General features: G+C 38.7%; 23 protein-coding genes and 1 pseudogene. 16 read left to right on the top strand and 8 right to left on the bottom strand.

Going from position 1 to position 20665, the window contains the following annotated elements; genetic code table 11:
- The first annotated feature begins 34 nt into the window (after positions 1 to 34).
- The 3 genes from AC0KUU_RS20685 to AC0KUU_RS20675 all read left to right on the top strand — a co-directional run bounded on the left by AC0KUU_RS20685 (position 35) and on the right by AC0KUU_RS20675 (position 4990).
- Entirely contained in the window at positions 35 to 1363 is a 1329-nt protein-coding gene (locus AC0KUU_RS20685) for an SH3 domain-containing protein (protein WP_322552301.1), read from the top strand.
- Between the two features lie 454 nt (positions 1364 to 1817).
- On the top strand, positions 1818 to 3461 hold the full coding sequence (locus AC0KUU_RS20680; RefSeq protein WP_322552300.1) for a sensor domain-containing diguanylate cyclase: 1644 nt from the start codon (positions 1818 to 1820) through the stop codon (positions 3459 to 3461).
- Between the two features lie 17 nt (positions 3462 to 3478).
- Positions 3479 to 4990 carry a methyl-accepting chemotaxis protein gene (locus AC0KUU_RS20675; RefSeq protein WP_322552299.1) on the top strand — a complete coding sequence of 504 codons (1512 nt, stop codon included), beginning with the start codon at positions 3479 to 3481 and terminating at the stop codon, positions 4988 to 4990.
- Between the two features lie 200 nt (positions 4991 to 5190).
- Here AC0KUU_RS20675 and AC0KUU_RS20670 read toward each other — a convergent pair.
- Together AC0KUU_RS20670 and AC0KUU_RS20665 are read right to left on the bottom strand one after the other, a co-directional pair.
- Positions 5191 to 5631, bottom strand: a pseudogene (locus AC0KUU_RS20670) (hypothetical protein); the annotation flags it as partial.
- A gap of 526 nt (positions 5632 to 6157) precedes the next feature.
- The gene (locus AC0KUU_RS20665; RefSeq protein ID WP_016764987.1) at positions 6158 to 6370 is read right to left on the bottom strand and encodes a cold-shock protein; all 213 of its coding nucleotides are present in this window, start codon (positions 6368 to 6370) and stop codon (positions 6158 to 6160) included.
- A 232-nt stretch (positions 6371 to 6602) separates the two neighbouring features.
- Here AC0KUU_RS20665 and AC0KUU_RS20660 point away from each other — a divergent pair, with 232 nt between their 5' ends.
- The 4 genes from AC0KUU_RS20660 (at position 6603) to AC0KUU_RS20645 (ending at position 10070) form a co-directional block, all read left to right on the top strand.
- On the top strand, positions 6603 to 7472 hold the full coding sequence (locus tag AC0KUU_RS20660) for an STAS domain-containing protein (RefSeq protein ID WP_473453001.1): 870 nt from the start codon (positions 6603 to 6605) through the stop codon (positions 7470 to 7472).
- Between the two features lie 379 nt (positions 7473 to 7851).
- A complete protein-coding gene (locus AC0KUU_RS20655) occupies positions 7852 to 9006 on the top strand; it encodes a ParM/StbA family protein (protein ID WP_162214677.1) in 1155 nt (384 codons plus the stop codon).
- Positions 9007 to 9021: 15 nt separating this feature from the next.
- The gene (locus tag AC0KUU_RS20650; RefSeq protein WP_322552298.1) at positions 9022 to 9729 is read left to right on the top strand and encodes a hypothetical protein; all 708 of its coding nucleotides are present in this window, start codon (positions 9022 to 9024) and stop codon (positions 9727 to 9729) included.
- Positions 9730 to 9914: 185 nt separating this feature from the next.
- Positions 9915 to 10070, top strand: coding sequence for a hypothetical protein (locus AC0KUU_RS20645; RefSeq protein WP_162488940.1), 156 nt, complete (start codon positions 9915 to 9917; stop codon positions 10068 to 10070).
- Between the two features lie 537 nt (positions 10071 to 10607).
- Here AC0KUU_RS20645 and AC0KUU_RS20640 read toward each other — a convergent pair.
- Complete coding sequence (locus AC0KUU_RS20640; RefSeq protein ID WP_473452998.1) at positions 10608 to 11135, bottom strand: cupin domain-containing protein; 528 nt, start codon at positions 11133 to 11135, stop codon at positions 10608 to 10610.
- A gap of 276 nt (positions 11136 to 11411) precedes the next feature.
- On the opposite strand from AC0KUU_RS20640, the gene AC0KUU_RS20635 reads away from it, so the two are divergent.
- The 3 genes from AC0KUU_RS20635 to AC0KUU_RS20625 all read left to right on the top strand — a co-directional run bounded on the left by AC0KUU_RS20635 (position 11412) and on the right by AC0KUU_RS20625 (position 12656).
- On the top strand, positions 11412 to 11600 hold the full coding sequence (locus AC0KUU_RS20635) for a hypothetical protein (RefSeq protein WP_013058178.1): 189 nt from the start codon (positions 11412 to 11414) through the stop codon (positions 11598 to 11600).
- A gap of 241 nt (positions 11601 to 11841) precedes the next feature.
- Positions 11842 to 12018 carry an aspartyl-phosphate phosphatase Spo0E family protein gene (locus AC0KUU_RS20630; RefSeq protein WP_223260221.1) on the top strand — a complete coding sequence of 59 codons (177 nt, stop codon included), beginning with the start codon at positions 11842 to 11844 and terminating at the stop codon, positions 12016 to 12018.
- Positions 12019 to 12266: 248 nt separating this feature from the next.
- Positions 12267 to 12656 (top strand): MerR family transcriptional regulator, encoded by a 390-nt coding sequence (locus AC0KUU_RS20625; RefSeq protein ID WP_025750854.1) that lies wholly within the window; start codon positions 12267 to 12269, stop codon positions 12654 to 12656.
- Between the two features lie 80 nt (positions 12657 to 12736).
- Here AC0KUU_RS20625 and AC0KUU_RS20620 read toward each other — a convergent pair whose 3' ends face one another.
- Both AC0KUU_RS20620 and AC0KUU_RS20615 read right to left on the bottom strand, forming a co-directional pair.
- Positions 12737 to 13792: an NAD(P)-dependent alcohol dehydrogenase gene (locus AC0KUU_RS20620; RefSeq protein ID WP_043981170.1), complete on the bottom strand. Its 1056-nt coding sequence runs from the start codon at positions 13790 to 13792 to the stop codon at positions 12737 to 12739.
- Between the two features lie 157 nt (positions 13793 to 13949).
- The gene (locus AC0KUU_RS20615) at positions 13950 to 14210 is read right to left on the bottom strand and encodes an HPr family phosphocarrier protein (RefSeq protein WP_322552297.1); all 261 of its coding nucleotides are present in this window, start codon (positions 14208 to 14210) and stop codon (positions 13950 to 13952) included.
- Between the two features lie 267 nt (positions 14211 to 14477).
- On the opposite strand from AC0KUU_RS20615, the gene AC0KUU_RS20610 reads away from it, so the two are divergent.
- A complete protein-coding gene (locus AC0KUU_RS20610; RefSeq protein WP_322552296.1) occupies positions 14478 to 15194 on the top strand; it encodes a nucleotidyltransferase domain-containing protein in 717 nt (238 codons plus the stop codon).
- An 83-nt stretch (positions 15195 to 15277) separates the two neighbouring features.
- Here AC0KUU_RS20610 and AC0KUU_RS20605 read toward each other — a convergent pair whose 3' ends face one another.
- A complete protein-coding gene (locus AC0KUU_RS20605) occupies positions 15278 to 16021 on the bottom strand; it encodes an SDR family NAD(P)-dependent oxidoreductase (RefSeq protein ID WP_280560030.1) in 744 nt (247 codons plus the stop codon).
- A 117-nt stretch (positions 16022 to 16138) separates the two neighbouring features.
- Here AC0KUU_RS20605 and AC0KUU_RS20600 point away from each other — a divergent pair, with 117 nt between their 5' ends.
- Positions 16139 to 16981: a LysR family transcriptional regulator gene (locus tag AC0KUU_RS20600; protein ID WP_280560028.1), complete on the top strand. Its 843-nt coding sequence runs from the start codon at positions 16139 to 16141 to the stop codon at positions 16979 to 16981.
- Positions 16982 to 17088: 107 nt separating this feature from the next.
- Here AC0KUU_RS20600 and AC0KUU_RS20595 read toward each other — a convergent pair whose 3' ends face one another.
- The gene (locus AC0KUU_RS20595; protein WP_028409479.1) at positions 17089 to 17418 is read right to left on the bottom strand and encodes a four-helix bundle copper-binding protein; all 330 of its coding nucleotides are present in this window, start codon (positions 17416 to 17418) and stop codon (positions 17089 to 17091) included.
- A 153-nt stretch (positions 17419 to 17571) separates the two neighbouring features.
- On the opposite strand from AC0KUU_RS20595, the gene AC0KUU_RS20590 reads away from it, so the two are divergent.
- The 3 genes from AC0KUU_RS20590 (at position 17572) to AC0KUU_RS20580 (ending at position 19567) form a co-directional block, all read left to right on the top strand.
- Positions 17572 to 18285, top strand: coding sequence for a DUF4396 domain-containing protein (locus tag AC0KUU_RS20590; RefSeq protein WP_043981210.1), 714 nt, complete (start codon positions 17572 to 17574; stop codon positions 18283 to 18285).
- A gap of 120 nt (positions 18286 to 18405) precedes the next feature.
- Positions 18406 to 18789, top strand: a complete 384-nt coding sequence (locus AC0KUU_RS20585) for a DUF302 domain-containing protein (RefSeq protein ID WP_165574871.1) — start codon at positions 18406 to 18408, stop codon at positions 18787 to 18789.
- A 166-nt stretch (positions 18790 to 18955) separates the two neighbouring features.
- The gene (locus AC0KUU_RS20580; RefSeq protein WP_237074319.1) at positions 18956 to 19567 is read left to right on the top strand and encodes a DUF421 domain-containing protein; all 612 of its coding nucleotides are present in this window, start codon (positions 18956 to 18958) and stop codon (positions 19565 to 19567) included.
- Between the two features lie 69 nt (positions 19568 to 19636).
- On the opposite strand, the gene AC0KUU_RS20575 is transcribed toward AC0KUU_RS20580, so the two are convergent.
- Positions 19637 to 20179, bottom strand: coding sequence for a recombinase family protein (locus tag AC0KUU_RS20575; protein ID WP_097822914.1), 543 nt, complete (start codon positions 20177 to 20179; stop codon positions 19637 to 19639).
- A 231-nt stretch (positions 20180 to 20410) separates the two neighbouring features.
- Here AC0KUU_RS20575 and AC0KUU_RS20570 point away from each other — a divergent pair, with 231 nt between their 5' ends.
- Positions 20411 to 20611, top strand: coding sequence for a helix-turn-helix domain-containing protein (locus AC0KUU_RS20570; protein ID WP_237074320.1), 201 nt, complete (start codon positions 20411 to 20413; stop codon positions 20609 to 20611).
- The last annotated feature ends 54 nt before the right edge of the window (positions 20612 to 20665 follow it).

Here is a 20665-nt window from a genome sequence, read left to right as displayed (position 1 = left end):
ATTTCTATTATATTTTGCAAATGAGGTATAAAAAATGACAGAAGTGAACAAACAAAGATTTTACAAAAAATTAGCGGTAACAGGTCTTGCTTTTACACTTGTAGGGGCAGGAACTCTAGGTCTTCATTCTTCACATTTTACGGGTGAGCCAACTGTAGCAAGCGCAGCGGCGGAAACATATACAACAACGGCGAATTTAAATATTCGAAGCGGCCCATCGACGTCCAACGCGATTATTGCAACGGTCAAACAAGGCACGCAGCTAACGGTAGTTGGACAAGCAGCAAGCGGCTGGCTGAAAGTAAACTATCAAGGCAAAACGGGTTACGTAAGCAGTGAGTATGTTAAAAAGTCAGCGAGTTCAACGACCAAAACCTATGTAACAACAGCAAATTTAAATATTCGAAGCGCTCCCTCAACGTCAAGCGCGATTGTTGTAACGGTCAAACAAGGCACGCAGCTAACGTCGACAGCACAAGCAGCGAACGGCTGGCTAAAAGTAAGCTATCAAGGCAAAACGGGTTACGTGAGCACGCAGTACGTAAAAGAATCAACGGGTTCTTCTGAACCGGCTCCAGCTCCGGAGGCTTCTGTCTATGTGGCAACGGCGAATTTAAATGTTCGAACAACTGCTTCAACTTCTGGTGCGGTTATCGCAACACTTAAAGCCGGCACACAGCTAGACGTAACGGCTAAAGCAGCAAACGGCTGGCTGAAAATTACGTATCAAGGTAAGGTTGGCTATGTAAGCGGTCAATACGTACGAGCATTAGCTGGTATGAAAGTGGTTTCGAACCCTGAAAGCATACAAGTTGTTGTGAATAAACAAAACAAGCTTCCGGAAAACTACGTTCCGAAAGATTTAGTATATACAACGATTCCATTTACATTCAAAGAACAAACGGAAAAGAAAAAAATGCGCAGTGAAGCAGCCGCTGCTATTGCACAGTTATTTGCAGGTGCGAAAAAACAAGGCGTTACGCTTCTTGGCGTATCAGCTTACCGTTCACATGCAACGCAAAGCGCGCTTTTTAGTTCGTATGTTCAAAGAGACGGTTATGATAAAGCGGCAACTTATAGCGCATTGCCAGGCACGAGTGAACACGAAACGGGTCTTGGAATTGATGTAACAAAAGGAGACGGTACATGTGCTGCTCAAGACTGCTTTGGCGGAACTAAAGAAGCAACTTGGCTCGATGCCCACGCAGCAGAATACGGATTTATTATTCGTTATCCAAAAGGAAAAGATGCGGTGACCGGCTATAAATATGAACCGTGGCATTTGCGATATGTAGGCAAACCAGTGGCGCAGGCGATTAAGAGTAAAGGCATTACGCTTGAAGAATATTACGGAATTAAGTAGTTTAAAAAAGAGGCTAGAATAAAAGCAGTTTAGTTGAAGGAAGATCCGAACGCGTTTGATTCTTGATAGAGAATCAAACGCGTTCGGATTTTTTATTGTTTTGATGAAGGTAGGTTTCATATATGCAGGGACTTCTAAGTGCTGAATAGAGGGCAAGGCTCATCGGCCGCCAGCAAAAAAATTAACAGCGTTGGAACAAGTGATTTATACTAGCTGCTTTATCCCATTTGTTCGTTTTTAGATTGGATGGATGTAGGTATGCCTCAATCTCTTTTATTTTTGTTCACCATGTTTACCCTTCTTGTGAAGGAGGGTAGGTAATGATACAAAAGAACTACTGTTTGTACATTTAAAGTTGTGTTTGTGTGTGAAAAGATCTAGTGTATATTTCATACAGAAGTGTAAAGTACAGGGGGCGTTCATCTGTGAAAAAACGAAGGAGATCCATCCTACCATGTTGAAAGATCATATGTTTGAATTTTATTTTGATCAAATGAATGAGCTGGTTTTTTTAGCGGAAGTAAAGAACCAACATCTTTATTATAAAAAAATGAATAAAGCGGCTGCTAAGCTTATACGGTGCCAAGGAGAAGCGGGCATGCGGCTAGGAAGCGTACTCCCTGAGCGAACGTATCGCTCCCTTTACCCTTACTATATGAAAGCAATGGAAACAAAAAAGCCAGTTACCTACCATGACATAAATACCTTCTTAGATGAAGCTGAAGCGTTTGAAACAACGCTTACTCCAATTTTTGATGATGCCGACAATAGTACGCACCTATTAGTGATGAGTAAAAATATCCAGAAGTTAAAAAAAGAATTAGCCCAAAGCATGGAGCAGTATAAATCGCTTTTTATGAACCATGAAAACGCTATATGCATGATGGATTTAAGCGGTAAAATTGTTCAAGCAAATCCTGCCTGTGAGCAAATGTTCGGCTACGATGCGCAGGAGATCATCAACAGTTCTTACAGGCAGCTTCTAGAAAAACTGAAGATTGACGCCCGTGCTTTGCCTTTTCATCACATCATATACGACCAAAGCTACAGCAAAGAAATCCAAGCGTGGCACAAAGAAAAAGGAAAGATTTATTTATATGTTACAAACGTGCCCATCATAGTGGAAAATGAATGGATTGGTATTTACTTGATTGCTCAGGACATTACACAGGAAAAGACAGCTGAAATAAAGTTGGAAAACACGGTGAAAGATTTAGCAAACATGAAGTATGCCCTTGATGAGTCTGCTATCGTAAGCGTCCTGGATCCGCATGGAACGATTATGTATGTAAACGATATGTTCTGTACGATATTCGGCTATGAAAAAGAAGAGCTAATTGGACAATCATATGAACTGTTTGATGTAAGCTATGACCCTCGGATTCTTGAAAGTATTGGACAAGGAAAGGTTTGGAGAGGGCAAGTCAAAAGCATAACAAAAGAAGGCGTCGTCGTGTGGAGCCATAAGACGATTGTTCCGCTGACCGATATTCATCATCGCATCTCAAGCTACGTGCTGATTCAAACCGATATTACTGCGCAAAAAAAGCTGGAAAATCAGCTGAAGTTTAAGGCATTTCATGACAGTTTAACGGGGGTGCCGAATCGAATGATGCTGCAAAAACAAGTACAGGCTGCGATTGAGCAAAAAGAAAGGTTTGGCCTGCTGTTTTTAGACTGCGATAATTTTAAAGAAGTGAACGATCAATTTGGCCATGATATTGGCGATGCATTTTTAATTCAGTACGCACATCGTTTAACGTCTTGCATTCGCGCATGTGACGAAGTATATCGCCTTGGAGGCGATGAATTTGTTATCTTGCTTCGGCAGATTGAAAGGTGCGAGGAAATACAGCAAATCATGGCACGAATTCACGGAGAGCTTCAAAAAGAATGGAGTATTGAATCCTGCATCTTTACAGCTACATCGACCATTGGAGCCGCTTATTATCCAGAAAACGGAGAATCGTTTCAAGAGCTGTTAAAACAGGCGGATCAAGCGCTGTACGAAGGAAAACGACAGGGGAAAAATAACGTGAATTTCTATAAAAAAAACCAATCTGCAGCCGATTCTATAGATAAAGGAAGTATTGTCTAATCTAGAAAGGGATAAACATGAATAAACATAAATTAATGGTTGTTTTATCAAGCGGAGCAGTGACACTTTCTCTGCTCATACATATCATTCATCGTATTTGGCCGGTGCGTATGTCCGGCATGTCCATGGAACATAATTCAACGCCAGGCGAAGTGTCCATGATCTTTTTGATGCTTCCTATTCTTTTTCTTGGTGTGCTGCTTGTGCTGTACGTTAAAAAGCATGAGCTAGTACCTGCGTTTGTGACGCTAACGCTGACGTTTTCAAGTATCAGCACGGTTGTAGGGGGAGGAGGAATGGTCGAGTATCACTTTTCAATTTTTATGGTGATAGCTATTCTTTCCTACTATGAAAATGTAAAGCTGTTATTGTTAATGACAGGTATTTTTGTCATCGAGCATCTAGCTGGATTTTTCGTGCCAATTTTTACGCCGATTATTTTCGGAACGTCTTCTTATTCCTTTTCGATGCTTTGCCTTCACGCGGCTTATCTGCTTTTTACATCAGGGGCAACCGCTTGGCAAATTACTTCAAAGAAAAAATACACAGAACAGCTTCAGCAGGAAAATGAACAAAAGCAGCATATCATTTATGACATGATGAAAAAACTGCATGAAACGAATGGGCAGGTAAGACAAACGGTTGACAACTTAAAGGGGAATTTAGAAGAATCAAAAACGGCTAGTCACCATACGTCTGCTTCAATGCAAGAGCTAGCCGCAGGAGCTGAGCAGCAGGTAATAATGGCTCAAAAAAGCAGTGAGTTTCTAGAAGAGATGACGCAAGGCGTAACCAAAATAGCTGAGGCTTCAGCGGCAGTCAGCGAAGCTTCTGATCAAACAGCAAATGAAGCCGTGCAGGGAAAAGAAAAAATTCAAGAAGCAATTCAACAAATTCATACAATCGATTCTTCTGTTCAGCATGCAGCTAGCGTTATTCATCAGTTAAAAGAACGTTCTGCGGAAATCAACGATATTATGAGTGTGATTTCAGGCATTGCTGCACAAACAAATCTACTGGCGCTAAATGCTGCAATTGAAGCAGCGCGCGCAGGCGAACATGGTAAAGGGTTTGCGGTCGTAGCAGCGGAAGTTCGCAAACTTGCCGAACAATCCAATCAGTCAGCTGAACAAGTAGCAAGGCTCATTCAGCATATTCAGCAAGAAACGTCTCAAGCCGTAGCATTCATTCAATCAGGAACAGCCGATGTAAAAAACGGTATTTTACTAGCCAACGAAGCGGAAAATGTTTTTAATCGAATCGCCGACGCATCTGCCTACGTTCACGAGCAAATTGAGCAAACGGCTGCTTCTGCTCAGCAAATAGCAGTCGGATCTACGCAGGTGCTCCATGCCGTCAGCGATATGACTGCTTTTGCCAATCAATCGGCTGCAAGCAGCAGGGGCATTTCTTCTGCTTCCGTGCGTCAGCTGCAATCGCTGCAGATCATTGGCCAGACGGCGGAATTTTTAAGTAGGTTAGTTGAAGAGCTTGGCAGCGTAACGGAAAAGTTAGCGAAGCAAGCGTGAGTGAGGCAGCAGACTACATAGAAGTACATGATTTGATACACTGGATTAATGCTATAAATCTACTAAATAATTATGTACATACAAACGCTTAAAAAGTTTCTATGGACCTTTAGATCACTAATGTTCATATCAATCCCTTCCTTTAGAAAGATGAAGCCATCTAAAAAGAGGGGATTGATGCTTTTGTCTAAAAGCTAGTGTTAGTTATTTGTTGGAGAAGGAAATCTCGCTGCTTCAAAATGCGAGCCATTTTCTGATGTGACGATTGTACCAGCTATGCTGCTTTGAACAAAAACTTCAACGCGATCTCCAGCTTCTAAATTGTAAATAGTAGACACGGATACCGCATTAACAAACGGTGTGTCCCCGCCAAAGAAATCGTTATCGATAGCGATAGCGGTTGTCCCATTTACACGTATTTCTATACGAGTTCTATAATCTAGCATCTGGTCGTTAGGAGAGAATCCAATTGTAGCAATGATGGAATATACGCCATCTTTTTTGGGGCGGAAGGTAGAAGTAATCGGATTATATTCATTTGCTAAATCAAATTGTTCAGTTGGAAAAACTGCTTTCACAAACGTATTTGCAGGAACATTTTGAGGCATCGTTAAATTAAGCGCTCTAAATGCTGACTCCCGCGTGCTTCCTTTTTTGCCTTTATCTTCTTTATATCTAGAAGCCCCATCATGTGATTCCTCATAGAAATCTTCTTCGCGTTCATACATCCAAACTTGTGATTCTTCAGAGCTATCTTCTTCACGTCCATAAGCCCAGCCGCGTGCTTCCTCAGGGGCATCTTCTTGAAGCTGCTCTTTCTTATTGTTAAGGGAAGCTTCGCGAGATTTCTTCTTGTAAGGATAAGATTTTTCTACATAATATTTGTCATCTTTATCATTGTAATTGAAATAATACTTTTTTATAATAATCACCCTTTCTTTGCAGTACTCTATACTGTATTCACTCGTAGAGGAAATGTTTGGATACTTGTCCGCCAACTTTAGAACTGTTTTTTTAAATAGCTAATAGTAACTAATTTTGAATGTAGAATTAGTTGCATTATACAAAAAAACACCTCTTCCGAACAAAAGGCGAAGAGGCGTTTTTGAGTTCGAAAAGTATTTGATTCGACAGTCTACCCATAACCTGTATGTAAATGTCACTCTATCAGTCAACTGGGTGTACTTTTATAGCGCTGGGTCCTTTAGCTCCTTCTTGGATTTCAAACTCTACTTTTTGTCCTTCTGCCAGGTTTTTATATTCCTCACGGTCGATCGCGTTGGAGTGAACGAACACTTCTTTTGATCCGTCTTCGGGTGTAATAAATCCAGATCCTTTTGATTCGTTGAATGATTTAACGGTTCCTTTATGTTTGCTCATTGAAAAAGCCCCCTTATAAGTATAGAAATAAATTCATAGTAGTTTTTTACCCAAACCCTGAAATTTCAATCCCATTATGGCAGGTATACTGATTAGAAGAATAGGGGTAAAAGTAAATAGGGAGGGCCTAACAATTTTTTTATTTCGGTTATATTTTTATATTGTATGTGATATAACTATTGTTATAAAATGTAATCGTTAATTCTGCTAACTAAAGGAGATAAAGAAAAAAATGAGGGATGAGTTGTTATATATAGGGAAGAAAATTATCGATAATAAGCAGGAATTAGCGATACAATTTTCTGATCTGATGGACTCTGAATATAAGCGGAAGCTGGTTTACCACGAAGAAAGCGAAGTTTTAAAATGGAGAGCAGAACTCATTGAGTATTTAGGCGAGTCGTTATTCGAAGAGCGCTCGGTCGTTTTAAAGAAAATCGTTCAGTGGGGTACAGATATAGGAAAAGTGGCTGTGGAAAACGGACTTTCTTTGAGTCAAACGTTAAAATCACTTGCGCTGTTTCGAACAGTGATATGGGGTGTTTTTACAGAAGAGCTGCAGCAGAAGCAGTTTGCTCCTATTACGATGCTTGATGTAAGTAAAAAAATTGATCCGATGCTTGATCAGCTTAATCATATATTTGTCGAAATCTATGAAGAACATAATACGGAGACCATAAAACGCGCTTATGCAGCGCTAGAAGAATTATCAGTTCCCATCGTTCCTCTTTCTGAAGGAATCGCTGTGATGCCAATTGTTGGACAAATTGATACGCATCGTTCGCAGCTTATTATGGAAACGGCTTTAGAAAAAAGCGCTCAGCTGCAGCTGAGTTATTTAATATTTGATATTTCAGGTGTTCTTATCGTCGATACGATGGTAGCGGACAATATTTTTCAAATTGTAAAAGTCTTACAGCTTATCGGCACTAAAACGATGATTACCGGAATACGTCCGGAAATCGCGCAAACCGTTGTGGATTTAGGCGTGGATTTTGGAACAATCAAAACAAGAGCGACGTTAGAAAAAGGTCTTGAAGAAATAGGCTTTAGTAAACTGCCAGAAAATCCGCAAAGAAAAAAAGACAAATGGCGTTATTAATAAATAAAAAAGCCCAGAGGCTGAGACAAAAATATTTTAGTTAACGTTAAATCCGAACTATTAATCTGAGTGATGGTTCGGGTTTTTTTGTTGTTAGGGTGAACATAGGTTTCATGTATATGGCTGCTTCTAGCTGGTGATTGAAGGGCTTATATTGCAAAAAAATAAGGGAAAGTCACAGCGTCACATGTTACATTCCTTGTAAAAAGGGGTACTGGTAAAAAGAAGCATTCCAAGTGCTTTTCAATTACATTAGCCGTCTAAAATTAATTAATTGTCAATTTCGAATAACATAAATTATTTAAATACTTAGACAAACAAATGAGGAAAATATATACTTATTAGTGTTGTCACGAAAAGATAAAGGGGAGAAACAAGGATGGATATCAAACGTCAAAACGTTGATTTTGGTAACTCAATTTTTCAAACGCTAGTGGATGGTTATTACTATGAAATTCCTACAAACGTAGTAGAAATCACAAAAGATCAGGCAGAGGGTCATTTTCCTTCAAGTGTAAATGAACCGGAATTACTTCTTCAAAATTTACTGATTTCTACAACAATCGAAGGAGTAGAAAAGTATTATTTAGTAGGAGACGCAGCAGAGAAACACGTGCTAGGCAATATCCATATTAATAAGTTACATAATAAAACTGAATCCGATATTCCTTATGTGATGTTTTTAGCTTCAGTTGCTTATTACAACATACTTAAAGGAAAAGACAAAGAGGATAATCATGTGACGATTAATTATTTCTCGACTATGCTTCCGATTTGGCTGCTTAAGAAAACAAATAAATTCAGTGAAATGCAGCAGAAGATGGCCGAACGTTTTCAAGGAGAGCACACGGTTACGGTATTGACTCCTGGATTAGAAAAAACGCTCACTGTGAACATTGAAACGAGCAAATGCCGTATTGAAAGTGAAGTTGCTCGCTGGGCGATCAAAAAAGATTTTGAATTACAAGATAGAGAAGAAGCAAATGCATTCAAACATTTTGAAACGCTAATTGTAGATTTGGGCGGAGGCACGGTTGACCTTGCGCTTCTTCCTGCAGGACTTCAAGCTCCTAAAAGCAGAAATTCGCTGAAGTGTCTTACGGATATTTCATATTTGAAGCATATTGAAAAGCTAAGAAATGAAAAACTGCTTGAGTATTTTGATGATGTTCGTTCATTAGAAGAGTTTATTATTGCTAATATCCATAAAGCAAAAATGGAGCAAAGAGACGGCAATAGCGGGAAAAAAGTAGATCTCACGGAGCCTATTCACGCTTCGCTTAGAGAATACACGCAAATTTTATTAACGAAAATTGAAAATCTATTTCCATCGCCAAAAGATAAAGTCTATAAATATATTTATATTGGAGGACTGGCTCCTATCCTTCAACAGTTTATTGCAGAGCAGATTGATAACATGTACGGGGAAGAAATCAGAGAAGAAAATCATCTTTTCTTGCCGGAGACGCGCAAATTAAATTTATACGGTCTTGAAATTTTAAGCAGACATGAAACAAACGCAGTTCACGTTTAAAAAGGGGGAGCATATATGAGTCATCAAAACACTCGCCTTAAGGAAGCACTAGATGATTGGTACGGTCAGCTAAGCTCCCAAATGGCTGCACCGTTTTACTTACTATCAAATGCGTTTCTGACAGCTGGCAATCTATCAGCAGATATGATGGGAGCAAGGGAAAAGACCGTAAGTAATAGAGATGAAGGTGCAAATTTCACAATCGACACTGCTGACATTCCGTCAGAAGTGTCTTCATTTCTGAAAGAAAAACAGCAGGCAAACGAGCTGCAGGACTATGTAGTAAGACTCATACAGCAAGACTTGCAAAAAATGAGCAAAGAAAATGAAGTGGAGACGTTAGTTTATTCACTTCGAAAAGAGCTGTTGGGCGAAATTGACTTACTAAAAAAAGAAATGAATTCACGTCTTGCTGCAAATCGTGAGGAGTATGAGGCCTCGCAGGCAAAGGAACTTCAGGATTATGTAGCGAAGCTTGTGGAACAAAACGGGCAGAAAGACAGCCGGGAAGAAGATTTTCAATCGTTAATTCATTCATTGAGAGCCGAGCTGTTAGGCGAAATTCATTTGCTTAAAAAAGAGCTGGGCTCTGCGTCAGCTCCTTCCTATAAGCAGCTGAAACCCGTTGAAAATGAGGAAAAAGAAACATTTAAAGAAGGTCAATTAATTAAAAGTGAAAAAGTGACCGGAACCATTCAAGAAGATATCGATGTAGATTTCTAAACAGAAAGTAGAGGTGTAATATGCCTCTACTTTTATTATTTTTCTATTAAACATGAGGACGGAACAAAAGTGTTTTAGGTGAAGGAAGGTCCGAACGAGTTTGATTCTTGATTGTGAATCCAACTTGTTCGGCTTTTTATTGGTATGCTGAATGTAGGTTTCATGTGTTTAAATGCTTCTAGCTGTTGATTGGAGGGCAAGGCGAAGACTCCTGCGGGAAAAGCGGAACAGGTGAGACCCCGCAGGAGCGCAAGCGACGAGGAGGCTCATCGACCGCCCGCGGAAAGCGAAGCCTTGCACGGAAATTAACAGCGGTCCAATGTAAAAGCTTTAGCGTATAAATCATAAAACTCTTTTGTTTCTTTTTAGCTTTTTTCCAAAGTATAAGCACATATCAAATGTAGCGATGGTACAAATACTGCACTTTATCATAAACCAAAATAGTGATTCGTTTATGCCAAATCCGCCAATGGAAGCTTTTAGTTCATTTAGCTGCCTGAGAATTAAATTTGTATCGTTTTCATAGGCCACAGTAAAAGATTTAATCACAAGCATGGTCATAATGACTGCTTCTACAGATATATATAGAATTTTTCTTGCTAGTTTAAGAGAAGGATGTACGTTTGATTTGGGAATTTTATAAAAAATTTTCATCGCCTGTTTGCCTTTCAGTTATTTTAAGCGGTTTAAAAAGATTAGTTTATTCTATAATTCTTTCCTTGGCTATAAAATCCTGTATGTATAGCAAGTTTAAAAAAAGCCCGCTAGAAAAGGTCATACACCGATTTTCTAGCGGGCTTCTTTAGTCGACATTCATCTATTCACTTAGTATTGATCCTGAACAAGCGTTCCAATCCTGCATAACGTTCTGCTCATTTTTAATGTTCTTCAGCCAGAGCGTTTGCTTTTGTCACATGAACCGTACCAAATGGGTGGTTTGGGGGAGCGTATATGGAGTAAAGCTTTAGCGGAGTGGTACCCGTATTGGTGACATCATGCCACGTTCCGGTAGGGATAAATATCGCATCGTCATCGTAGACTTTTCGTTTAAAGGTTAGATTGTTTTTACTTTTGCCCATTTGAACAACGCCTTGCCCTTGTTCAATGCGCAGGAATTGATCAACGTTAGGGTGGATTTCTAAGCCGATATCTTCACCGGGCTTAAGACTCATTAGCGTCACTTGTAAATGTGTTCCCGTCCATAAAGCAGTGCGGTACGTATTGTTTTGCTTTGATGCTTCATTAATGTTAATAACAAACGGCCTTGGTCCGTAGTCCTTTAATTTACCGTTTCTTTGCTGAAACTGTTCGCTGGTGTGATAGTGATTCGGCACATAATAACTATATGGCTGCCACCCGTAATACACTGGAGTCTGCCACTGATGATAATAAGGTGTATAGTGCATACTCATTCTCCTTTTCTCGTTTAATTTTTCTTTTCATCCTATGCTTTTGTCAAAACGGTTGATACCATTTGCTTTTTTGTCCGCGGTCTTTATCTACTTATTTTTTACTAAAATCATGTGATTAATGATTTATCTGAGCTCTTTGTCTGTTTTTTCGGTCGTTAAAAAATACTTTCATTACTTTAATACGATAATTCAGTAAAAAATATATCGTATGAAAACGTTTTATTTGATATAATTTTAGAAGATGAAAATTATTTTAAAGGGTGACGTTCATTGAAAGAAAAAAAACTTCAAGAATTAACTGAACATCTTAATAATTTATTCAACAATTTAATTCATGGATCTATCACAGAAGGTGAATTTAATGAGCTGTCCGAAGAGCTTTACAGAAAGCAAACTAGGCTGCGCTATGAGATAGAGTGTGAGAAAGGTTCGTATTATAGAGAATATTTTAGAGGCTAAGGCTTTGTATTAGACTGTTTTATAAGAAATAAGAAAAGGCCTCCATTAGGAGGCCTTTTTTTAACTTCTAACAGAAAGTGGAGTGATACTTTCTATTTCAATAAATATATTAGTATATTTACTTCATAAAAAATACAACTGTTGAAGCTATAAAACTCGCTATTCACCCCCAAAAACCTGTATGATAGGTTTAAGATTACCGCATATGAGATATATGTATAGTAAAAAGGGGTGATGAGCTGTGAAGTGGTATAAAGGAGTTGTCATGCAAGTCTTAATGACAGAAATCGAAACAGCAAGAGAGCACATGGTTATGTTAGGACTTACAGAAGGTCTTACAAGTCGTAATACAGTTCGAATCAGTCAAACCCTTGATTATTTATTAAATGAACTAAGTAAAGTGATGGCCGCAGATTAATCGTATTTTATATAAAAATGAAAAGAGCTGCTGACTTCACGGCAGCTCTTTATAAGTTGCCTTAACGTTTACTTTAATGTTTATGATACTATTTATACAGTTACCTCATAGTAAAGAAAATAGCGGAATCTCTTATATATATTGTATAGTAGAAACCTAGAAAAAGAGTTGAAAGCACCCGTAAAAAGGGAAGCTTAGGTACATAAAGCAAACGCCGCACTAAGAATGGCGATGGAGGGTATAGTGGAATGGAATATCATATTAAAGAGGCCGCTGCAAAGGTAGGGCTGCCTACGCATACGCTTCGATACTACGAACAGCAAGGGCTTTTACCTTTTATAAAAAGAGATGAGAACGGAAATCGTATTTTTAGCGAGTCCGATATCGAGTGGTTAGAATTTATTATTTGCTTACGAAAAACGGATATTGCCCTTTTAGAATTACGTAAAATTGTTGAATTAACACAAGAAGGCGATGATACAATCGGTTTGCGCAAGCAGATATTTGAAAAGCATAGAGAGAAAATGATGGAAAAACAAAGAGAGCTGGACGCAGCTTTTAGAAAAGTGGAAACGAAAATTGATTACTATGATAAATTAGAACAAAAGTATCAGGAAGAGCTTTCATCTAAAGCCTAATTTACCGGTTGTTTTTCGTATTTTATAAAGAAATAAAAAGCGGGCAGCTCATCCAATTAGCTGCCCGCTTTTTTCTAAATTTACAGTGTAGAAATGTCAATAACAAATCGATAGCGAACATCGCTGCGAAGAACGCGCTCGTACGCTTCATCTACTTGCTTAGCATCGATAACTTCAATCATAGGAGCAACGCCGTGTTCAGCCGCAAAATCAAGCATTTCTTGTGTTTCACGAATGCCGCCTACAAGTGAACCAGCAATGCTGCGACGTCCCGTGATAAGTGAGAATACGCTGTACTGATCTGGGTTAGCCGGTGCGCCAACGTTAACAAGCGTTCCATCTACGCGAAGTAATGATAAATATTGATCCACATTCAGGTTAGCCGATACTGTGTTTAAGATAAGGTCAAAGCGACCCGCTAATTCAGTGAATGTTGTCTCATCACTTGTTGCAAAATAGTGATCTGCGCCAAAGCTTAGAGCTTCTTCTTTTTTATTGTTAGAACGGCTCAATACCGTCACTTCAGCACCCATTGCATGTGCAAATTGAATCGCTACATGTCCAAGACCGCCCATTCCCACGATCGCCACTTTTTTGCCAGGGCCAGCATTCCAGTGCTTTAACGGAGAAAATGTTGTAATCCCTGCACATAGAAGCGGACTTGCTGCATCCATACTTAACTTATCAGGAATACGAACAACGAATCCTTCTTTTACGACGATTTTTTGGCTGTAGCCGCCGTATGTAGGGTTTCCGTCATAATCCAATGAATTATACGTTTGAACAACGCCTTTTGTACAGTATTGCTCGTCACCGTTCACACAGTACTCGCACTCTCCGCAAGAGTCAACGAAACATCCAACGCCAACGCGATCGCCAACCTTGTATTTTGTTACGCTTTCTCCAACCGCTTCAACTACTCCCGCGATTTCATGACCAGGAACCATCGGGAATATTCCGCCGCCCCACTCATTAAATGCACTATGAATATCAGAGTGACAGATACCGCTAAACTTAATATCAATTAAAACGTCGTCTGCTCGCAGTTCTCTGCGTTCGATTGTCGTGTTCTCGAATTTTGCCTTTGCATGCGGCGCACTTAAAACACGTGATGTTGTTGTATGTTGATTACACATAAGTAAAAACACAATCCTTTCGTCATTTGATGTATTTAAAAGCTACAACCCTAGCTTAAACGTTAAAGTCGACTTTAAAGCAAGAGTTTTTTTAAAAAAAATTTTACTTTCTATGATTTTATGAAAAAAGGAGAGTAAGAGATAGCATAGCAGCTTTTTATCTATGTTTAGTTAAAAGAAATTCTTCAAGGGTGCGAGCGGCGGCGTGTTCATCCACTCCATTTGTCAGCAGTGTTATTTCATCTCCTTTTTTAACAGCTAAAGCCATGACCTTCATGATGCTTTTTCCACTTACACACTTTCCATCTTTCGCAATAAAAATGTCACTTTGAAACGAACAAGCTTCACGTGCAAACAAAGCCGTATGTCTAGCTTGAAGTCCTCCATAAAGCTGCACCGTCATTCTTTTAATCAGCATTGTATTTCCCCTTTTTTGTATTTTAAAAACTATAAAACTAGCTTAAACGTTAAAGTTAACTTTAAGGCAAGAGGTAATTTGGATAAAAGAGTCATTTATGAATGTATGGAGAGCAGCAATCGTTTCTACTAGTCATTTAGATGATGGTAACTAAATGAAAATACGGCACACATGTTCAGGAAGGTTCAATAAATAAGAATTTATTTTTAAAGGAATTTCCACGTTCTAACCAGAAAAACCATATATATTGTTTTCTGGAGGAATACGATGAAAGAGCTAAAAAGGTTAGAACCGCTGCAAGCAGCTACACAATTTATTTCTAAGCATTATCCTAACTGTCAAGGTGCATTACTCGCTGGGAGCGTGGTGAGAGGAGAAGCTACGTGCACGTCCGACCTTGATCTTGTTATTTTTGACGATAGCCTTACCTCTTCTTTTAGGGAGTCGCTTATTGAATTTGGATGGGCAATTGAAGTTTTTGCTCACAATCTGACTTCATACCAAGCCTTTTTTAAAAGCGACTGTAAGAGGGCTAGACCGTCACTCCCAAGAATGATTTCCGAGGGAATTATTTTAGCAGATAAAGGAGTGATGCAAGCTATAAAAAAAGAAGCTGCACAATTACTAGAAAAAGGCCCTGAAAAATGGTCGGAAGAGATGATTAAACTAAAAAGGTATTTTCTAAGCGATGCCTTGGATGATTTAATCGGTTCTTCAAATACAGGCGAATCACTTTTTATCGCCAATACGCTCGCTTACATAACGCATGAATTTGTTTTAAGAACAAACGGTCATTGGATCGGGGATTCTAAATGGATTGTTCGGTCTTTGAATGACTATAATGAAGGCTTTAGTAAAGAATTTGTAGAGGCATTTGATACCTTTTATAAAACAGGGAATAAAGATAAAGTAATTCAACTGGTGGATAAAGTGTTAGCACCACATGGAGGCCGGCTGTTTGAAGGGTTTTCACTGGGGAAATAGAGGTTGAATCAGTAGCCTTGTTAGAACCCCGCTACTATTGCTTGCTAGTAGTGGGGTTATTTTTTAGGAATATTCACGTATGCTTAAAGAGCTTGCCCGTTATCAATCGTAAATACTTGGCCCGTCACGGACTCTTGCTTTAACTGAAACAGAATAGCATCTGCGATATCTTCAGGAGAAGAAATGCGCTGAAGAGGTAGATTTCCTGCAAGCTGATACATTTTATCTTCGTTGCCAGACCACCATCTTGTGTCGACTGCACCAGGAGAGATGCAGTTTACTCGAATATTTGGTGCCAGTGCAATCGCTAACGACTTAGTCATCGTATGAATCGCTGCTTTTGTTGCTGCATAGGGAATAGAGGAGCCGGTTCCAGTTGTACCCGCAACGCTTCCTACATTAACAATCGCCCCTGACTTTTGCTTTTTCATATGTGGAACGGCTGCTTTTACACAGTGAAACATGCCTTTTACGTTTACATCATATAAAGAGTTCCATATGTCATCCGTTGCAGACTCTAAGTCATTCATGGGGATTTGAGCTGTAATACTAGCGTTATTCACTAATCCATCTAACCGTCCGAATTGTGTAATGGTTTGATGAATCATTGCATTTACTTCTTGCTCGTTGGCTACATTCGCTTTAAAAGCAAACGCTATGCCTCCTTTTTCAGCAATCTCCTCTACACCTTTTTTCGCTTCTGTTTCTGAGTTGCTGTAGTTTATAACAAGTTTCGCGCCCATGTCAGCTAACTTTAAAGCCGTTGCTTTGCCTATACCAGTGCCGCCGCCCGTAATAATAAATACTTTATTTTTAAAATCGATCATTTCTATAAACCTTCCTTTCTCTTAACATCTTTTATTATATCTTCGATGGAAAAAAGGATATAATAGGTAATACTAAGAGAGGTATCATTTAAAATGATAGCAACGGAGGAATTAAAATTGGAAAGCCAAGACTTACGAATGTTCAAATGTGTAGCAGAAGCAAAGTCACTATCAAAAGCTGCGGAGGTATTAGGATATGTGCAGCCGCATATCAGCCAGCGGATTAAAAATCTAGAGGAAGAATTAGACACCAAATTATTGATACGTACGAATCGAGGAGTTACGTTAACAAACGAAGGGGAAGCTTTGTTTGACTACGCACAGCGTATTTTACGTTTAATGGAGGAAGCTAAAGCAGAAGTTAATCCGAATAAGTTTAAAAGATCCTTGATTATTGGTGCCTCGCAGACGATTTCCGCTATTAAAATTCCTTCTTTATTCTCATCTTTTCTGAAAGAACAACAAAATATTGAAGTTAAAATAAAAACAGATAGAAAACAAGTCTTACAAGAAATGCTCTCGTACGGAGAAATTGACGGACTTTTTCTTAGCGGTATCTATAATGAGGCTCAGTTTGAAACGGTTTATCACTATGCAGAAAAAATGGTGCTTATTTCACCTCTATCCGCAGAGAGAGTAGAAACAGGTCAACTAACGTTACTCATTAATAGTGATGTAAACTGCATCTATAGAAACAGACTATTAGAGTTTTCAAAAGAACATCATATACATAAAGCCAATATTATGGAATTTGATTCATTAGAAGCTATTTTACAAGGCGTTCGTGATGGAATAGGCATGAGTGTAGTCCCGGCTAGCGTAGTAAATTCTCGTGGTGATATGAAAAGCATTGAATATCAAGAGCTTTCAGAAGACGTTCATATTGATTTTGTAGTAAAGAAAGGGAAACAGCGCTCTCAAAGTCTTAAAAAGTTTATTCATTTTTTAGGGAGTCTATAGATTCTGTCCTGAGGTGGCGTGATGTCTTCTCTTTTCCAATACATTAAAAAGAACCCTTAATGCCTGAAATGCGCTTCAAGGGTTCTAGCTTTCTTATGTTCCAAAGATTATGCAGCTAATTTTCTACACTCATCCGCGCATTTCAAGCAAGCTTCCGCACATTTTTGACAGTGGTCATGATCGTGTTTCTTACACTCATTTCCACATTTTTCGCAAATTTCGGCGCAAACCCCAGCCAGTTCAGCAACGAAAGGAGTTCCTCTTTCTAGAGCTTGTTCTAAATATCCGCAAATATCTGCACATTCTCGATCAAAACGGATACAGTCCACCATCATACCCACATTTTCTTCTTTTAGACAAGCATCAAAACAATGGTTGCAGGCACTCATACAGTCATGGAGCGTTTGAATAACAGTTTGATAATTTTCGTTAGACATTGTAAAATTCCTCCTTATTTTTTCTTCTCTCTATTACATTAGACTATCGTTTGGTTTATTAAACATAATAAAAATGAGCAGGTGGTCTTTTATGTTTAAATATAGGGGTGGAGGGTATGTAGTTGATAGATAAATCTTAAAGGAGTGTAGTACATGAGCTGGCTAGAAATACTTTCTTATATAGCTATTGCAATTGGAATTATTCAATTTTTAGTTATTACAATCGACGTGATCAGGCATCCGCAGATGATGTTTGTGATGAATATTGTGTGGCCTATTACGGGTCTCTATTTTCCTGTCGCCGGGATATGGTTTTACTTTAAATTAGGGCGTAAAGATCGAAAAAAACAGAATCACGCTCATCATTCCTCTGAACATATGCACGGTAACCATGAAGATCATCATGAGCACCATCATAGTGAAAAGCCTTTTTGGCAAAGTGTTTTTGTATCGACTACGCACTGCAGCAGCGGGTGCTCGATTGGAGATTTAATTGGTGCACCGATTGTATTTTTAACAGGATGGACGATTGCTGGAAGCGTACTTTTTGCGGATTACGTAGCGGAATTTATTCTTGCTTATATAGCGGGAATTGCTTTTCAATACTACGGCATGAGTATGAAAGATACTAGCTCAAAAGAGGAGTTGAAAAATGCGGTAAAAGCGGATACGTGGTCTCTTATTGCCTTTGAAATCGGGATGTTCGGCTGGATGGCTCTATCACATTATGTCTTTTTTGCACAGGCACCTAAACCAGACAGCGCGGTCTTTTGGTTTATGATGCAAATCGCCATGATCATTGGCTTTTGTACAAGCTATCCAGCTAACTGGGTACTTGTTAAAAAAGGTGTAAAACATGCGATGTAATTTTACTTGGGGCTGCTGCCGTTGATATCAGGTTTAAAGCTACAGGATGGGGCAGAATAGTATCAACTCCCAGTTTCCTGTGAAAAAGGAAATCATTTTAATTTAACAGGAGGAGATTTGATGTTTGATTACACGGTGAAAACACCGAAAAGCTTAGAAGAAGCGATTAGTTCTCTAGAAGAAAACTTAAAAAGCGAAGGGTTCGGTGTGTTGTGGAATTTCGATTTAACTGCAAAGCTACAGGAAAAAGGGCAGGACTTTCATACACCGTTTACAGTATTAGAAGTGTGCAATCCGAAAGAAGCTCAGCGAGTTCTATCGCAAAATCTCTTAGTAGGATACTTTCTGCCTTGTAAAATGGTTGTATATCAAGATGGAAGTGAAACGAAGATTGGCATGCCTAGGCCTACGGCGATGATTAATATGCTTCATAATGAAGAGCTTCAACGACTGGCAAAAGATATTGAAGCAAGGTTAATCCGCTGTATTGATCAATCGGTGTAAATGTCACTCAGAGAAAAAATATCAAAACAAAAAGATACCTCAACGGTATCTTTTTGTTTTTTAAACTTATTAAGATATGAGAAGTGGAAACGAAATTTTTAATACATGAATAATTTGCTTTCAGTTGCCTACTCTAAAAGCAAACTGTAGTAAAAAGGATGATATTATGAATTTTATCTGGCAATCTGCAATCTTAATTTTATCGGGAATATTATTACTAAGAATAGCGGGGAGAAAATCGATTGCTCAAATGACGCTCGCTCAAACGGTCGTTATGCTTTCTCTAGGTACCATCATCGTGCAACCCATTGTTGAAAAAAGTATGTTAAAAGCGATTGGCGGGGCAGCTATCTTTGTTCTTGCTATTTTAGTTTTAGAGTATTTACAATTAAAATTTAATGGGTTTGAAAAATTTCTGACAGGTAAGTCTAAAATCGTTATAAATAATGGTCAATTAGATACTAAGCAGCTTAAAAAATTACGTTTAACCGCCGATCAATTAGAAATGAGATTACGAAATGCAGGCATATCAACTATAAAAGATGTTAAAACCGCAACAATTGAACCAAATGGACAGCTAGGGTACGAACTTCAAGAAGATGCACAACCATTGACTGTAGGTGATTTTAAACAGTTAATGGAATTATATATGCCATCCTTTTCTCAAACCAGCGTCCCTGCCCAAACTTTACATAACAAAGTGTCGTCTAACCCTTCTTCAGATATATTTGAAGAAATTGATCACGGTTCTAAACCAAACCCTAAATATCTTCAGTGATACAGTCACTAAAAAAGACGGCCTTTTATCCGATAAAAGACCGTCTTTTTTGCATGTGTTTTTACTGCTTCAGTTATCTAAGTAACGGTATAAAGTCGTCTTGCTTATACCTGTAGCTTCTGTAATTTGAGCAATTGTATAGTTTTTACTCCAGTACATGTCAAGCGCTCGATGGACGTTATAGTCAGGCTTTTTTGGACGGCCGCCGCTTTTTCCTTTTGATTTTGCTTCTTGAAGACCGGCTTTTGTGCGCTCGCTGATGACGTCATGCTGAAATTCTCCAATACGTTTAATGGTACTGAAAAAGGTTTTTCCTTGTGGCGTGGACGTATCAACGTCATCCAAAATGGATACAAAGTGAACGCCATTGTCAAAAAGATATTCAATTAATTCAATGAGGTGCCGAGTAGAGTCTGCAATACAGTAAAATTTATACACAACGACTGTATCGCCCGGCTGAAGCGAGGCTACCATCTCATCAAATTCTACTCTTTTCTTTATGGAGTTTGTTTTTTCTTGATAAATTTTATCGCAATTAAAAGGCTGCAATGCCTGTAACTGTTTGTCCACATTTTCATCTTCGCTGTATGGACGGGTATAACCAATAATCACTACACCATCTCCTGCACGGATTGTTTATTTATATTTACCTATTGTACCAAATTCCTTCCACCCATAACATTTCTTTTCAGTATAGAAAGGAGTGTAGTTCCAAAAAAGATGGTTTTTGGTACAAAAAATGATAGACATTTTGATTTAGGTCTGCTAGAGTTTTAGTTGTTAACAACGTCTCGGCTTCTATGAGAGTTGGAAGCCACTTATAAAAGAAAAGCGAGGTGTAATATGGATAAAGAGACCATTAAACTGATTCGAATAAGCTACAATTTAAATCAGCGAAATTTTGCTAAAATGGTAAACTGCAGCTTTTCACTCATTGAGTTAGTGGAAGTTGGGAAGAGAAGAATTACAGAGGACTTAGAGAATAAAGTGAAAGAAGCGTTTGGATTAAATGAGGAAAAAATAGAGGCGCTGATTTCTTCTTAATCATGTTCTAGTTAAAAACGTAGTGGAACTGTATATGAATGCAACTTTTCAGTA

The sequence above is a fragment of the Priestia sp. ST2 genome, assembly GCF_055810735.1.
The sequence above is the reverse complement of the archived record's forward strand: the minus strand, read 5'-3'. Positions and strand labels throughout refer to the sequence as shown.

Excerpts from the sequence above, each read along its gene's own strand:
- AC0KUU_RS20615 (WP_322552297.1), bottom strand. The coding sequence starts at position 14,210 with ATGCTGATTAAAAGAATGACGGTGCAGCTTTATGGAGGACTTCAAGCT.
- AC0KUU_RS20610 (WP_322552296.1), top strand. The coding sequence starts at position 14,478 with ATGAAAGAGCTAAAAAGGTTAGAACCGCTGCAAGCAGCTACACAATTT.
- AC0KUU_RS20585 (WP_165574871.1), top strand. The coding sequence starts at position 18,406 with ATGTTTGATTACACGGTGAAAACACCGAAAAGCTTAGAAGAAGCGATT.
- AC0KUU_RS20650 (WP_322552298.1), top strand. The coding sequence starts at position 9,022 with ATGAGTCATCAAAACACTCGCCTTAAGGAAGCACTAGATGATTGGTAC.
- AC0KUU_RS20605 (WP_280560030.1), bottom strand. The coding sequence starts at position 16,021 with ATGATCGATTTTAAAAATAAAGTATTTATTATTACGGGCGGCGGCACT.
- AC0KUU_RS20660 (WP_473453001.1), top strand. The coding sequence starts at position 6,603 with ATGAGGGATGAGTTGTTATATATAGGGAAGAAAATTATCGATAATAAG.
- AC0KUU_RS20685 (WP_322552301.1), top strand. The coding sequence starts at position 35 with ATGACAGAAGTGAACAAACAAAGATTTTACAAAAAATTAGCGGTAACA.
- AC0KUU_RS20665 (WP_016764987.1), bottom strand. The coding sequence starts at position 6,370 with ATGAGCAAACATAAAGGAACCGTTAAATCATTCAACGAATCAAAAGGA.
- AC0KUU_RS20680 (WP_322552300.1), top strand. The coding sequence starts at position 1,818 with ATGTTGAAAGATCATATGTTTGAATTTTATTTTGATCAAATGAATGAG.
- AC0KUU_RS20570 (WP_237074320.1), top strand. The coding sequence starts at position 20,411 with ATGGATAAAGAGACCATTAAACTGATTCGAATAAGCTACAATTTAAAT.
- AC0KUU_RS20655 (WP_162214677.1), top strand. The coding sequence starts at position 7,852 with ATGGATATCAAACGTCAAAACGTTGATTTTGGTAACTCAATTTTTCAA.
- AC0KUU_RS20675 (WP_322552299.1), top strand. The coding sequence starts at position 3,479 with ATGAATAAACATAAATTAATGGTTGTTTTATCAAGCGGAGCAGTGACA.
- AC0KUU_RS20625 (WP_025750854.1), top strand. The coding sequence starts at position 12,267 with ATGGAATATCATATTAAAGAGGCCGCTGCAAAGGTAGGGCTGCCTACG.
- AC0KUU_RS20590 (WP_043981210.1), top strand. The coding sequence starts at position 17,572 with ATGAGCTGGCTAGAAATACTTTCTTATATAGCTATTGCAATTGGAATT.
- AC0KUU_RS20580 (WP_237074319.1), top strand. The coding sequence starts at position 18,956 with ATGAATTTTATCTGGCAATCTGCAATCTTAATTTTATCGGGAATATTA.
- AC0KUU_RS20595 (WP_028409479.1), bottom strand. The coding sequence starts at position 17,418 with ATGTCTAACGAAAATTATCAAACTGTTATTCAAACGCTCCATGACTGT.
- AC0KUU_RS20640 (WP_473452998.1), bottom strand. The coding sequence starts at position 11,135 with ATGCACTATACACCTTATTATCATCAGTGGCAGACTCCAGTGTATTAC.
- AC0KUU_RS20620 (WP_043981170.1), bottom strand. The coding sequence starts at position 13,792 with ATGTGTAATCAACATACAACAACATCACGTGTTTTAAGTGCGCCGCAT.